This is a genomic window from Cytobacillus sp. MT66, assembly GCF_058792595.1.
This window is the reverse complement of sequence record NZ_JBXAFB010000002.1, coordinates 431,270-445,375: the sequence shown is the minus strand read 5'-3', so window position 1 is coordinate 445,375 and position 14,106 is coordinate 431,270. Positions and strand designations below refer to the sequence as shown.

At 41.7% G+C, this 14,106-nt stretch carries 13 protein-coding genes and 2 other annotated features; of the genes, 2 read left to right on the top strand and 11 right to left on the bottom strand.

Going from position 1 to position 14,106, the window contains the following annotated elements; all coding sequences use genetic code 11:
* Positions 1 to 55: 55 nt before the first annotated feature.
* Positions 56 to 598 carry a hypothetical protein gene (locus tag AC1Q59_RS05535; RefSeq protein WP_492364794.1) on the bottom strand — a complete coding sequence of 181 codons (543 nt, stop codon included), beginning with the start codon at positions 596 to 598 and terminating at the stop codon, positions 56 to 58.
* A gap of 469 nt (positions 599 to 1,067) precedes the next feature.
* Between AC1Q59_RS05535 and AC1Q59_RS05530 the strand changes: the two genes are divergently transcribed.
* Positions 1,068 to 1,526 (top strand): DinB family protein, encoded by a 459-nt coding sequence (locus tag AC1Q59_RS05530; protein WP_492364793.1) that lies wholly within the window; start codon positions 1,068 to 1,070, stop codon positions 1,524 to 1,526.
* A 46-nt stretch (positions 1,527 to 1,572) separates the two neighbouring features.
* Here AC1Q59_RS05530 and trpA read toward each other — a convergent pair whose 3' ends face one another.
* Genes trpA through trpE form a run of 7 tightly spaced genes read right to left on the bottom strand, consistent with a single transcriptional unit; the run spans position 1,573 to position 7,964 of the window.
* Positions 1,573 to 2,355, bottom strand: a complete 783-nt coding sequence (trpA, locus tag AC1Q59_RS05525) for a tryptophan synthase subunit alpha (protein ID WP_492364792.1) — start codon at positions 2,353 to 2,355, stop codon at positions 1,573 to 1,575.
* Positions 2,352 to 3,569: a tryptophan synthase subunit beta gene (gene trpB / locus AC1Q59_RS05520; RefSeq protein ID WP_492364791.1), complete on the bottom strand. Its 1,218-nt coding sequence runs from the start codon at positions 3,567 to 3,569 to the stop codon at positions 2,352 to 2,354. The genes trpA and trpB overlap by 4 nt, the downstream gene beginning before the upstream one ends.
* Positions 3,566 to 4,186, bottom strand: a complete 621-nt coding sequence (locus AC1Q59_RS05515) for a phosphoribosylanthranilate isomerase (protein ID WP_492364790.1) — start codon at positions 4,184 to 4,186, stop codon at positions 3,566 to 3,568. Before AC1Q59_RS05515 ends, trpB begins: the two co-directional genes overlap by 4 nt.
* The gene (trpC, locus tag AC1Q59_RS05510; protein ID WP_492364789.1) at positions 4,183 to 4,974 is read right to left on the bottom strand and encodes an indole-3-glycerol phosphate synthase TrpC; all 792 of its coding nucleotides are present in this window, start codon (positions 4,972 to 4,974) and stop codon (positions 4,183 to 4,185) included. Before trpC ends, AC1Q59_RS05515 begins: the two co-directional genes overlap by 4 nt.
* Positions 4,975 to 6,003: an anthranilate phosphoribosyltransferase gene (gene trpD / locus AC1Q59_RS05505; RefSeq protein WP_492364788.1), complete on the bottom strand. Its 1,029-nt coding sequence runs from the start codon at positions 6,001 to 6,003 to the stop codon at positions 4,975 to 4,977.
* On the bottom strand, positions 5,975 to 6,586 hold the full coding sequence (locus tag AC1Q59_RS05500) for an anthranilate synthase component II (RefSeq protein ID WP_492364787.1): 612 nt from the start codon (positions 6,584 to 6,586) through the stop codon (positions 5,975 to 5,977). Before AC1Q59_RS05500 ends, trpD begins: the two co-directional genes overlap by 29 nt.
* The gene (trpE, locus tag AC1Q59_RS05495; RefSeq protein WP_492364786.1) at positions 6,567 to 7,964 is read right to left on the bottom strand and encodes an anthranilate synthase component I; all 1,398 of its coding nucleotides are present in this window, start codon (positions 7,962 to 7,964) and stop codon (positions 6,567 to 6,569) included. Before trpE ends, AC1Q59_RS05500 begins: the two co-directional genes overlap by 20 nt.
* Positions 7,965 to 8,030: 66 nt before the next feature.
* Positions 8,031 to 8,277: a binding site (T-box leader), on the bottom strand.
* A gap of 201 nt (positions 8,278 to 8,478) precedes the next feature.
* Positions 8,479 to 8,740 (bottom strand) — a binding site (T-box leader).
* A 184-nt stretch (positions 8,741 to 8,924) separates the two neighbouring features.
* On the opposite strand from trpE, the gene bcbE reads away from it, so the two are divergent.
* Positions 8,925 to 10,199: a bacillibactin exporter BcbE gene (gene bcbE / locus AC1Q59_RS05490; RefSeq protein ID WP_492364785.1), complete on the top strand. Its 1,275-nt coding sequence runs from the start codon at positions 8,925 to 8,927 to the stop codon at positions 10,197 to 10,199.
* Between the two features lie 130 nt (positions 10,200 to 10,329).
* On the opposite strand, the gene AC1Q59_RS05485 is transcribed toward bcbE, so the two are convergent.
* Genes AC1Q59_RS05485 through pfkB form a run of 3 tightly spaced genes read right to left on the bottom strand, consistent with a single transcriptional unit; the run spans position 10,330 to position 14,013 of the window.
* On the bottom strand, positions 10,330 to 11,151 hold the full coding sequence (locus AC1Q59_RS05485; protein WP_492364784.1) for a DUF2935 domain-containing protein: 822 nt from the start codon (positions 11,149 to 11,151) through the stop codon (positions 10,330 to 10,332).
* 55 nt (positions 11,152 to 11,206) lie between these two features.
* The gene (locus AC1Q59_RS05480) at positions 11,207 to 13,087 is read right to left on the bottom strand and encodes a PTS fructose transporter subunit IIABC (protein WP_492364783.1); all 1,881 of its coding nucleotides are present in this window, start codon (positions 13,085 to 13,087) and stop codon (positions 11,207 to 11,209) included.
* Positions 13,084 to 14,013 (bottom strand): 1-phosphofructokinase, encoded by a 930-nt coding sequence (pfkB, locus tag AC1Q59_RS05475; RefSeq protein WP_492364782.1) that lies wholly within the window; start codon positions 14,011 to 14,013, stop codon positions 13,084 to 13,086. The genes AC1Q59_RS05480 and pfkB overlap by 4 nt, the downstream gene beginning before the upstream one ends.
* Positions 14,014 to 14,106 lie beyond the last annotated feature (93 nt).

Below are 14,106 nucleotides of genomic sequence, written 5' to 3'. Positions count from 1 at the left end.
AAACCGCGCAAAAAAGAACCATTCACACATATGGTGATGGTTCTTGTCATATCTTCTATTGATGAAGTTCACGAAGAGTTAAAAAAGAGTGCAGACTTCCCTGATAAATCAGGTTTTCGGATGCAGCTATTTTCAAATCTTTTGGAGTGATCATGGATAAGTGTTTCCTTGGCTGTATTAAACTCCCTTCCTTTAAAACAGAGGCGACAAAATGTGAACAAAAATAGGCGTCTTTTCGGTAAAGCTGCTTATTTAAAGCTACAGCCAGCAGCCCAAGCAAATTATATCGGTATCTTTGCTGATTTTCATCCATTTCCTTAATTAAACTCAGCATTCTCCGATATTGTTGCTCATTGACGGTAAAGACAAATACAGCACAAGAAGCGTTTTTGAAAAACTCAGATCTGACATCCTCTTTGACAAAGCCACCGATAAACGGATTTCTCGGCCGTTTTCTTCCAAAGCTATATACTTCCTTCAACTCACAATCGAGACCAATGGAAGCATGATTATGACATTCCTTTGTATATAATTTAATCATTCTTGTGAATAAGGTTCCCGTATCGGTCAGCAGAAGATAAACCTTTCTATCTCCCATAAAAATCCTCCTGAAAACGAACTTATAAGTAAATAATCATCTCCTTTCATTAAATCAAAACTGATGACTTGCCATAAGACACCATAGATTGATATTTTTCTAGGTCTCAGGTTGTAAGAATTAGTAAATCTTACAGATTCATAGGCATATTATACAAGTAAATATAAATATTAGGAATATTAATAATTAGCTGTAAATTTTCCGTAGGAAGGGTGTTGAGCATGTCACTCTGGTTGTTGGTTCTTATTCCAATTATTATATTAGCGATATTTGAAGAAGGAATTTACTTTTTCGTAAATAGGAGGATTTTTGGGCGTTCAAATATGGAAAAGAGAATCCAGCGGTTTTTCAAATGGATCCTAATGAAATTGAAGATCAAGCGAAGATCAGAGTCGATTTAGTTGATTTCTCCTTCTTTAAAGGGATATCATAAGAGTAAATCCATGATTTATCTATAGGAGGGGATTAGATGAGCCAGTTAGCCCATCACTTTTTAACTCACCGTTCAGTTACCAATACGTTAGTCGAGAAAATTGAAAAAAGCAGCTATGATTACAAACCAACTGAAACTTCCATGTCAGCAAAAACATTAGTGGAACATATGTATACTTCCTACTACGGGTTTATGAAAGCAGTAAAGGAAGGAAATGCTTCACCTATTACGGAAAAAGTTGAAAATACATATGAAACATTAATTGAATTCGGCAAAGACTTAACGGATAAAACCGTTGAACTGCTTGATTCTCTGACAGAAGATGAGCTGAACCGCGAATTAGATACAACACACATCTTTGGCGCAAAAGTTACTGGCCATGCGCTTGTATACATGGCGCTTGAGCATGAAATTAATCACAAAGGAAATTTATTTGTTTACTTGCGATTAATGGGACATACTGACCTGCCGCTATATGTAAATCCAAAAGCATAAAAATAGAAACGGACCAATCGCCGCTTTGGCTGGTCCGTTTTCTTCTTTATATTACATCAACCGTTTTCGAAGCCCCAATTAATGCTTCAATACCCGCGTAATCTTCTGCTTCAAGGAGTTCAATGATTCTGCTGCCAACGATGACTCCGTCACATAGCTGGGTCATTTTTTTGACATGCTCTGGGCTTGAAATGCCGAATCCTGCAAAAACTGGTATCTGGCTGACGCTTTTTACCCGTGCCAAATGCTCACCTAATTTTTCATTAAACTCTCTTCTTACTCCCGTTGTTCCCGTAACAGTGACAGCATATAAGAAGCCTTTGCCTTTGCCAGCAATTTTTTCAATACGTTCGAGCGGACTTGTCAATGTAACAAGGCGGATAATCTCAATGCCTGCTTTTTCTGCAATGGGGGCAATTAAATCTTCTTCTTCAATTGGCAGATCTGGTAAAATGAGTCCATCAATCCCAGCCTTGGCGCAGTCCTCAATAAAGGAAGCAGCACCATAAGCCATGATTGGGTTCATATAGGTCATAAAAATTAATGGAATATGAACAATCGGACGAATTTCAGCTACTTTATTAAGTACGGCTCTTAAGGTCGTACCATTGGCTAATGCTCTGATGCCAGCTTTTTGTATGACAGGTCCATCAGCTACCGGATCAGAGAAAGGGATTCCTAATTCAATTGCGGTTGCCCCAGCTTTTTCTAAAAATGTAATTCTTTCAGCCAGGACATCAAGACCGCCATCCCCAGCCATGATATAAGGAATAAATGCTTTCTCTCCGCTAGTTTGCAGGTTTGTCATTACTTTTTCAATCCGATTCATTTCGCTTCCCCTCCAAGACGTGCTTTCACTGTGTCGACATCCTTATCTCCTCTGCCAGATAAACAAATCACAAGTGCTTCATCCTTTTTCATCTTTGGTGCAAGCTTCAATGCATATGCTACGGCATGGGAACTTTCCAGTGCAGGTATTATTCCTTCAACCTGACAAAGAAGCTTTAATGCCTCTAGTGCTTCGTCATCTGTCACTGATTCATATTGCACTCTTCCTGAATCCTTAAAATAACTATGCTCTGGACCAACGCCAGGATAGTCAAGTCCAGCGGAAATCGAATGAGCTTCCTGCACTTGGCCATCCTGGTCCTGTAATAGGTACATGAAGGCTCCATGTAAAATCCCAGGTTTTCCTTCCGCCATTGATGCAGCATGTTTTCCTGTTTCTATACCTAGTCCAGCGGCTTCCACGCCATACATGCGGACGGATTCATCATTAATAAATGGATAGAACATGCCCATTGCATTGCTTCCGCCGCCAATACAAGCGACAACAGCCTCCGGCAGCCTGCCTTCCTTTTCTAAAAATTGCTCCTTTGTTTCCGAACCAATGACGCTTTGGAAATCACGGACAATCATTGGGAATGGATGCGGACCTGTGACTGATCCCAAAATATAATGAGTGTCCTCTACATTTGACACCCAGTATCTTAATGCTTCATTTACCGCATCCTTCAATGTCGCACTTCCTGATTCAACACTGACTACCTTTGCCCCTAGAAGCTCCATGCGGAATACGTTCAGCTGCTGTCTGCGGATATCCTCGGCACCCATGAAAACAATGCAATCAAGATTTAACAGGGCACATGCTGTTGCCGTTGCAACACCGTGCTGTCCAGCTCCCGTTTCAGCAACTATCTTTCTTTTTCCCATTCTTACTGCTAAAAGTGCCTGGCCTAACGCATTATTAATTTTGTGAGCACCTGTATGGTTTAGATCCTCACGCTTTAAATAAACTTTTGCGCCATTTAATTTTTCCGTTAAATTTTTCGCATAATAAAGCGGTGTTTCCCGTCCAACATAATCCTTTAACAGATCCTGAAGCTCCTTTTGGAATGCTGGATCGTCTTTTGCTTTATTATATTCAGCTTCCAATTCAAGTACTGCCTGCATTAAAGTTTCTGGCACATATCGTCCGCCGAATGAGCCAAAATGTCCGCGTTCATCTGGTAAAGTATAGCGGGTGTTTGCTTTCGTTGTCATATGATTTTCTCCCCTTGCTTTTTCGCTGTTTTAATAAAATGTACGATTTTTTCATGATCTTTTTTTCCATCTGTTTCTACGCCGCTGCTGACATCGACCATATATGGATCGGCTAGTTCAATTCCAGTTTCAACATTATCAATCGTAAGCCCGCCTGCAAGAATGATTTTCTTCTCCTCAAGGTTCACATTGGCAAGCAAACGCCAATCAAAAGCAATTCCATTCCCGCCGCGGTATTTTCCTTTTGGACTGTCGAGCAGGATATAATCGCAATTGTATGTTTCAATCTCTTGCAAATCTTCTTCGGAAGCGATGCTAAGTGCTTTGATCACAGGTACCGAAAACCCTGAACAAAATTCCGGTGTTTCATCCCCATGAAGCTGTACGACGTTGATTCCTGTCTCTTCAACAATCTTTTCTATTCCTTCCTTCGTTTCGTTGACGAAGACGCCAACCTTTAACGTTTCATCCGGAAGCACAGAAATGATTTCCCGTGCTTTTTGTGTTTCAATACGCCTTTTGCTCTCAGCAAAAACAAACCCAATTGCATCTGCACCAGATTCAATCGCAAACAAGGCCGTTTGTAAGTCGGTAATTCCGCAAATTTTCACTTTCATGAGTTCAATGCCTTGTTTAATGGCTGCTTCATAACTTTTAATAAAGATTCAAGGTTGTCTGCCATCATAAACGCTTCGCCGACTAGGATTCCATTGGCTCCAGCCTTTAGCACCCGTTCAATATCCTCTTCAGTCTTAATCCCGCTTTCACTGATCAAAAAGGCACCCGCTGCCTTTACCTTTGGTGCAAGCCGTTCTGTGACCGCTAAATCCACTGTAAAAGTTTTTAAATCGCGGTTATTGACACCAATTATTTTTGCATCCGTCTTCAGTGCCTTTTCAAGTTCTTCCTCATTGTGGACCTCCATGAGAACCTCAAGCCCTTTTGCAGCTGCATAGCTATATAGCTCTTTCAGCCGTTCTTCTTCTAAGGCTGCAGCAATCAGCAGAATCAAGTTAGCTCCTGCAGCTTCCGCCCGTTCAATTTGAATCTCATCAATAACGAAATCCTTGCACAGAATTGGAGCATCGACTGCCTCCCTGACAGCGGCTAAATCCTCTATTGTTCCTTTAAAAAAGGGTGTATCGGTTAGGACAGAGATCGCATCTGCGCCATATTCAATGTATGAAGAAGCCTGCTCTTGCGGATCTTTTCCTATGTTGATATCCCCTTTCGAAGGTGAAGCCCTTTTGAACTCAGCAATGATTGCTAGTTCTTCGCCTTTTTGCAGTTTTTCTAAAAAAGACCGGTTCTTTTGCTGTCCTGCTGGAAAATTTGGCTGCTGTTCCTTCAGCATCGCAACCTCAATTCTTTTTTCTGCTATGATTTTATCAAGTATGGTCGCCATTTAAATCACCTGTTCCTTCACTGATTTGCTCGCTGTCACTAGCTGTTCAAGCTTCGCCAAGGCCGCTCCTGAATCAATGCTCTCTTTGGCAAGGTCAATTCCCTTTTGAATGGAATCTGCTTTTCCTCCTGTGTAAATACCAATTCCCGCGTTTAAAAGTACCGTGTCCCTTTGCGGTCCTTTTTCCCCTTTTAATATTTTAAGCAGGATCTCCGCATTTTCTTTTGAGTCGCCGCCTCTTATTGCGTCATTTGAATAAACGGGTAATCCGACTTCTTCAGGATGAAGTATTTTTTCTGTTACAGCACCATTGTCAAGAATCGCTAAATAATTATCGCCTTGCAAAGAAGCTTCATCCATATATCCTGCACCATTTAACACTACCGCGCGCTTTCTCCCCAATGTTTTCAGAACTTCAGCAAACATCGTCACCATGTCTCGGCGATAAATCCCAAGCACCTGTGTCTCCAGCTGAACTGGATTTGTTAATGGTCCGATTAAGTTAAAGGTGGTTGGGATCCTTAAATCGTTGCGAACCTTCATAATTTTTTTAATATGCGGATGCACATTTGGGGCAAATAGAAACGCAATTCCAATGTCCTCAAGAATTTCCTCCGTTTTTTCAGCTGGAAGGTTTAAGGAAATGCCAAGATGTTCAAGAACATCAGCGCTTCCCGTCTTGCTTGTAATGCTGCGGTTGCCGTGCTTTGCAACCGGTATTCCTGCCCCTGCAATAACAAAAGCAGAAGTTGTGCTGATGTTAAAGCTTTTCGACCCATCCCCACCTGTGCCACAGTTGTCAATGACATTAGGGATACTCTTGCTGAAACGTAATGATTTTTCCTGCATCGCTCTAGCAATCCCGGCAATTTCCTCAGCAGTTTCACCTTTCATTACTAGCCCCATCATGATGGCAGCAATTTCGCTGTCGCTTACCTCTTCATTGTCTAAAATGTGCTGCATCGCCTGCTTCATTTCTGCTTCGCTTAATGACTTCCGTTCAGCAAATCGTTTTAAAATTTCCTTCATGATCCTTTCCCCTTTCCGCAATCGCTAAAAAATTATTTAACATTTTCTTTCCGTTAACAGTTCCAATTGACTCTGGATGAAATTGCATACCATAGATCGGATATTTCCGGTGCTTTATGGCCATAATTTCCTGATCATCCATTGATGTTCCTAAAACCTCAAACGTATCTGGCAGTGTCCCTTGTTTAACGACAAGTGAGTGATAGCGCATGACATCTAGCGGCTGCGGCATATATTCAAACAGATCCAAGCCAGTGTGCTTTAATTTTGAAACCTTGCCATGCATGATGTTTTGCGCTCGGCCAATGGTTGCTCCAAAGGCATATCCAATAGCCTGATGGCCAAGACAAATGCCTAAGATCGGCTTTGTTTTATGGAAAGCTTTAATGATTTCAATACATTTTCCAGCGTTTTCAGGCCTTCCAGGTCCAGGTGATAAGATAATCGCCTCCGGATTCATCTCTTCAATTTCCTCTATTGAAATCTTGTCATTTCTGACAACTGTAACTTCCTGGTCAAGTTCGCCTAAATATTGATAAAGGTTAAATGTAAACGAATCGTAATTATCTATTAGCAATATCATTTTGATCCCCCAAAAATGCTCTTAATTTATGAAGTGTTTCTTCATATTCTTTTTCTGGCACTGAATCATGGACAATGCCGGCACCGGCTTGAATGTACGCCTTTTGATCCTTTATAATCATTGTTCGGATGGCGAGGGCGAAATCCATGTTTCCATTGGCTGAAAAATATCCGACTGCCCCAGAATAAATGCCTCTTTTCACATCCTCCAAGTCATTGATGATTTCCATGGCACGAATCTTTGGCGCTCCAGATACCGTTCCTGCTGGCAAAGTGGAAATCAGTGCATCGATGGCTAACAGCGAAGGATTTAATTTCCCGCTCACCTCTGAGACAATATGCATAACATGTTTAAATTTTTCAATTTCCATTTCCTTCTCGATTGTTATTGAGCCAAATTCACAGACACGGCCAATATCATTTCTGCCAAGATCTAGAAGCATGCGATGTTCAGCCACCTCTTTTTCATCTGCAAGTAAATCCTTTTCAAGAGCGCTGTCTTCCAGATCTGTTTTTCCTCTTGGCCTTGTTCCTGCGATGGGGTTCGTGACGACTTTATTGTCAACCACTTTGATTAGGCTCTCTGGTGAAGCACCGACAATCTGGTAATCCTCAAAATCCAGAAAGTACATATATGGCGATGGATTTTTCACCCTTAACTTTCGATAGAATGAGAACGGATCGCCATGCATCTCAGCTTCAAGCCTCTGTGACAGCACTACCTGAAAAATATCTCCTGAGGCAATATGTTCCTTTGCCGTTTTTACTCTCTCGATAAAATCTTCTTTTTTAACAGCAGCCTTAAAGGAAGATAAAACCGCTTCATCCGCCGCTTTTGGCGCTAAACCGTTTTGAATTTCTTCCTTTCTCTTTAACAGCCGTTTTTCTAATACTGAAATATCGCTTTTGATTGGAGAAGCAACAAGAAATACCTTTTGATCCAAATGGTCAAAGATGGCTAGTTCCTCGAAAAACATTAGATGTACATCAGGAGTATTTATTTCGTCCTCCGGCTGAGTTCCGATCTCCTCGTATTGTCTGATGACATCGTAGCCGACATATCCGACAGCTCCGCCGAAAAATGGGAAAAGCTCTGATTGAGTCTGGCTGTTTTTTGGCAGCAGCCTTTTAAGTGCTTCAAGAGGCTTTTCATTTAGGACTTCTTTGCCTTCATCAGTTAGCAGGGTTGATGCTTCGCCGTTTCCAATGAGCTCCATCACAGGATCTGCTCCAATAAAGGAATATCTTCCTGATTTTTCGTGCTTTAAGGAGCTTTCCAGCAAAAATTTTTTCTTTCCCTGCATGCGCTGGTAAACAAGAATCGGTGTTAATGTGTCGCCTTCAATTTCTTTCATTAAGAATATTTCTTTTGTTTTCATGAGTTTCACTCCTCATATTGTCCAATATAAATAAAAAAGTCCCCTATACACAGTGGTTTACTGTGTATAGAGGACGTATCGAATGACCGTGGTGCCACCTCAGCTTCGGAGCTATTGAAATGCTCCCTTATTCGGGTACGGAAAAACTTTTTTCGATACCCTATCCTTTTAACGGAGGAATCCGTGCTTCCCTACTGTCCTTCAGGAGGCCTCTCATAAGTCCATTCCATTGGTCTTGCCGTACCGGTTTTCACCATACCCGGCTCTCTGTAACGGTTCGAATCAATGTACTACTCTTAATCGGCGATTTTTTATATTATTTTGTAAATGGTTGATTTCCGCTCCGGGGGCTTCGCTTTTCGCGGGCGGCCCGGGGAACCTCCTCGTCGCTGCGCTCCTGCGGGGTCTCCCTAGCCCCGTTCATCCCGCAGAAGTCTTCGCCCCCTCCACTCCAATCAACAAGTAAAAGGTATACATTATTTATAAAACACAAAAAGGGTTCCCCGTCTTTATAAAAAAGGACGAGAAACCCGTGGTGCCACCTTCATTAGCTAAAATTAGCTCACTTTGCAGGCATCAAAATATACTTATTTTAATACCTGTCTCTTGTAACGATGAGACCGTTCGCCAAAGCCTACTTACTTTTAGGTTAGAATCTAAAAGGTTCGGTTTGGAGGCTCGAAAGTCCATTCACTTTTACATCCACACTGATTTTCACCAGCCATCAGCTCTCTACAGTTTCTGTAAAAGTTACTACTCTTTGTCAACGCCATTCGTTATGTTGTTTATAATATTATTGCTAATTTTATAAAAAGTCAATAGGGATTTTATAAAAAATTTAAAACCTTCTGCTGTTTAGGCGTAAGCGTTAATGAATTACCATAAAAAGTCCCTATTACTTTTTCCCTCTTAGACAAATATTAATATTAGTTTGATTACTTTTTAAGGCAGGTAAACAAAATGGAGCATTTAGAAAAATTACAATTGAAAAGTCGTAAGGCGGAAAAAACAAAAACAAAAACAAAAGAAGGCAGCAAAGCTCCAAATATGAAATGGGCTGTATTATCACTTGCCTCCATTCCGCTTGTGATGACCCTTGGCAATTCTATGCTTATTCCTGTTTTACCCGCTATGGAGAAAAATCTAAATATCTCTTCTTTCCAGGTCAGTATGATATTAACTGTATATTCAATCGTCGCTATTCTCCTTATTCCTGTGGCCGGCTGTTTATCGGACCATATCGGCAGGAAAAAGGTGATTATTCCAAGTCTATTCATCGCAGGAATCGGCGGCTTAATATCAGGATGGGCTGCATGGAAATTGGATAATGCTTATTGGATCATTTTAGCTGGCCGCGCCTTGCAGGGTGTTGGAGCGGCAGGAGCATTCCCGATTGTTTTGCCGTTAATTGGCGATATGTTTAAAAGTGACGATGAAGTCAGCAGTTCTCTTGGTGTCATTGAAACCTCCAACACACTTGGAAAGGTTGTCAGCCCAGTCCTGGGAGCATTTTTAGCCGGCTTTGTCTGGTTTTTGCCATTTCTAGCTTTTCCGGTGTTCTGTGCCATTTCTATAGTGCTGGTTATGTTTTTAATTAAAACTCCTAAGGAGAAAGAAGAGCCAATACCCTTTAAGGAGTTTTTGCAAAACATCAAAAAAACCTTTACCCATAATGGAAAATGGCTCATTGCCATTTTTATTATCGGTATAATCATGATGTTTGTCCTGTTTGGGGTTTTGTTCTATTTATCAGATGTCCTTGAAAAAACCTATGGGATGAAAGATACAAAAAAAGGCTTTCTCTTAGCGATTCCATTAGGTGCATTATGTATTGCTTCGTTTATAACCGGTAAATTTATCAAGGAAAATAAAATCCTGATGAAATGGCTAATTTTCTTTGGGTCATTGCTGTCTGCGGTCTCCATAGCCATATTAAGTTTTTCTAACGGAATGTGGTATATGCTGATTTTGTTTATTTTTGGAGGAATTGGCATAGGAGTCACTTTACCTTGCTTAGACGCCTTAATTACCAACGGCATTGAAAAAGAAGAAAGAGGAACCATCACATCCATTTACAGTTCCATGAGATTTATCGGGGTAGCAGCCGGTCCGCCAATCGTCGCGATCCTAATGAAACACGCTGACAACTTCCTTTTTTACATCCTCAGCGGTGTCACAGCACTAGCCATTATCGCCACCTTCATGGCCATCAAACCCGACAAAGAAAAAGCCTAGCCAGTATGCATCACATTAACGCATTAACCCACTGGGGGCCTGACCCCCAGTGAATTACCGCGTTAAACCGGTGGGGGTCAGGCCCCCGATGCATTAAAGTGTTAAATATTTTTTTGGTTGTTTTTCCCTTTTATTGCTTTATGCGCGGCTTGGCTGGGTCGCAGTCGGGGGCTTCAGTTTGGGTGGATTCGGCTACTTTTGTCAGATAGTAGCATTCTTCACGGTACATATGGTCGGCCATGAGCGCAGCGAAGGTTCCCAGAGCTTCTTTGCTCAATTCGAGCTCTTCGATTTCTTCAAGGAAATTCATAAACAGCTTCATTTCGATTGAAACGTCTTTATTAAACCTTGACAAAGCGGGAAAGGAAGTCTGATTTGTCCGCAAATATCCAGTCAATTCTACAGCTTTTAAATAAAAGTGTTCAAATTCCTTTGTAAATTCATCGCTGACCTTTTTGATGCGTTTTTCCACCCGATCCATATTAGCTGAAATGGCTCCAGCATGCCCGGCCGCATCCAGCAGCCAAATTAAATGATGGTGCAGTTCATGAAAAATAGGCGGTGCCTCACCTTTTTCTAAGTACGTCAAGACAAGCAGGTATTCCTCAACCTCATTAACCATATGATTGATAAAAGTTGGTCCTAATTGAATTTTCACTTTGCCAACTAAATGTTTCTCCATAATCTTTAATTTTAATTCCCTTATTTTCTCAGCTTCTTCTTTAGCCTTAGCGCTCATTTCTGCCAGGTTGTCTACCGGTACTCTGCCCAAAAGCTGATCAAAGATTTGTATAAAATAATTAGCCCTCTCAATTAATTCCTCCTCACTCGGAGCAAGAGCATCATGAATAAATCTAGCATGGTCTCCTAAGACCTGCAGCCAAAAGCCATGCTCAAACCTGGCAGCCTCTGTAAAAGTAGGCAAAAAAATTCCCCCTTTCTCTTTCCTCATAAAAAGCATATCGATGCGCCGAAAGTTTTATGACAGACAGAAAGGGGGATTTCTCCTATGAAGCTGGTCTTTTCAAAATACCTAACAATAATGCGCCAATAATGGAGCCAATTAAGATGGCCAATAAATACATCACCCATGACCCATCAACCAAAAAGGCGACAAACACCCCCCCATGGGGCGCGCGTATGCCTATGTGTGCTGCCATCGAAATGGCCCCGGCCACCGCCGCACCGACCATAATCGAAGGGATCACACGAAAGGGGTCTGCCGCAGCAAACGGAATAGCACCCTCGGTTATGAAGGATAACCCCATAATATAATTGACCTTTCCAGCATCTCTTTCCTGCTCAGTAAATCGATTTCTAAAAAACGTTGTTGCCAGCGCGATCGCTAAAGGAGGAACCATTCCAGCTGCCATAATTGCAGCCATTGGCTCATACACACCATTTGCAAGCAAACCCGTGCCAAAAACATAGGCTGATTTATTAATTGGTCCTCCCATATCAAAAGCCATCATTAGACCAAGGATTGCTCCGAGCAATATGGCATTTCCTGTTCCTAAGCCTGCCAGCCAATTGGTGATCGCTGTATTTAAAGCGCCAACAGGCTTATTAATGACGTATATCATTAATAGCCCTGTAATCGCAATCCCAAACAGGGGATATAGTAAAATGGTTTTAATTCCTTCCAGAGAAGCAGGAAGTCCCGCAAATAGCTTCTTTAGTCCAATGACAACATAACCGGCAAGAAAGCCAGCGATTAATCCGCCCAAAAACCCGGCTCCGCCATTAGCAGCAAGCATCCCGCCTACTGCTCCAGGTGCAAACCCAGGACGGTCAGCAATACTCATGGCAATAAAAGCAGCCAATATAGGAACAAGCAGCCCAAATGCATTTTGGCCGCCAATGAGATTAAGCGCAGCCGCAAATGGATTATAGGAGGGATCTTCAGGATTTGCTGAGTTGTAGCCAAACATAAAGGAAATCGCAATAAGAATTCCCCCGCCGACAACAAACGGCAGCATATTTGAAACACCATTCATTAAATGTTTATAAATCCCAGTCTTTTTCTCTTTCTTCCCCTCCGATCGCCCTTTTTGATCAGAGCCTCCTTCACGATAGACTGGCGCATCCTGCTTCAAGGCTTTATTTATTAATTCCTCTGGCTTGCGGATTCCGTCTGCGACATGGGTTTGGATGACATGCTTGCCGCTAAAACGATCCATGGCAACCTTTGTATCCGCAGCCACAATAACAGCTGTTGCCTTTTTAATATCCTCATCTGTCAGAACATTTTTGGCTCCGCTTGACCCATTGGTTTCCACCTTAATGTCAACGCCCATTTCCGCTGCTTTGGCTTTTAAGGAATCAGCAGCCATATAGGTATGGGCAATTCCGGTCGGACAGGCAGTTACCGCAATGACATATCCCTTTCCTCCAGAAATCTCTGGTTCTGGCGTGCTTTGTTCCTCCTCTTCTTCATGATCAAAGCTGTCGATTATTGAAATTACATCTTCCTCTGATGCAGCATCCATTAATTTCTTTCGCGCCTCTTCGTTCATCAAAATGGAAGAAAGCCGAGATAATGCTTCAAGATGTGTATTATTTGCGCCTTCAGGAGCTGCGATCATGAAAAATAAATGGGCTGGCTGGCCATCAAGAGAATCATAATCAATTCCTTCAGCCGATTTTCCAAAAGCAATGGCCGGATCTTTCACTGCTTTTGTTTTCGCATGGGGAATGGCGATCCCCTCGCCGATTCCCGTCGTACTTTGTTCTTCTCTTTTTAAAATAGCAGCTTTATACTCATCCCGATCATTAAGCTTTCCTGCTTCTTGAAGCTTATCCACCAGCTGGTTAATACCATCCTCTTTACTTATTCCTTGCAGAGAGAGGAGGATTGTTTCTTTCGTTAATAATTCAGTGATTTTCATTGCTGCCCCTCCTTAAATAGTTCTTTAATAGTAACTGACGGCAGCAATTCATCTGCTTTTTCCTTTGTACAAAGTCCAACAGAAAATGCCGTCGCACTGCCTGAAGCAACACTATATTGAAAGGCTTCTTTAAGCGGTCTTTGTTTTTTTAATGAAGCAAGAAACCCTGCAACCATGGAATCTCCTGCCCCTACTGTGCTCTTCACAACACCTTTTGGCGCCGATGCAAAATATGTACCATCCTTTGTTATTAATACAGCTCCATGGCCCCCCAGCGATACAATAACATGCTGTGCCCCCATTTCAATCAGCTTTTTTCCATGGGGGATAGCCTCTTGTGCATTTGATATGGACACCTCAAATAACTCGCCCAATTCATGGTGGTTGGGCTTAATTAACATGGGCTTGTATGGAAGCACCTTTTTCAGCAGATCACCTTCTGCATCAACAGTAAAGGTTACCCCATTTGCAGAACAGATTTTAACAAGCTCTTCATAAATGGTTGCCGGCATGGAGGATGGTACACTGCCCGCCAATACCAAATGATCATTCGCAGATAATTGACTGATTTTCCTTTTCAGTTCAGTCAGATCTTCTTCTTGAATAGCTGGACCTTTTGCATTAATTTCTGTTTCTGTTTTTGTTTTTAACTTAATATTAATCCTTGTGTCTTCTGCCACCTGAACAAAATCTGTTTGGATGTCTTCTTTTTGCAAATAATCCTCAATATATCTCCCAGTAAACCCGCCTAAGAATCCAGTCGGAATGCTCTCAATACCCATTCTTTTTAACAGCCTTGATACATTAATCCCCTTTCCGCCTGGAAATTTGGCCTCATTTTGAGTCCGGTTCAATTCCCCGAGCTTCACTTCGCTTAATTCAACGATATAGTCTATAGACGGATTTAACGTCAATGTGTAAATCAACTTTTCACAACCCCAATTTCCATTATTTTACTAAAAAATGTGTACATATTAATTTCCCATAGTTTCACATACGTTACCGCTTTCTTATTATGG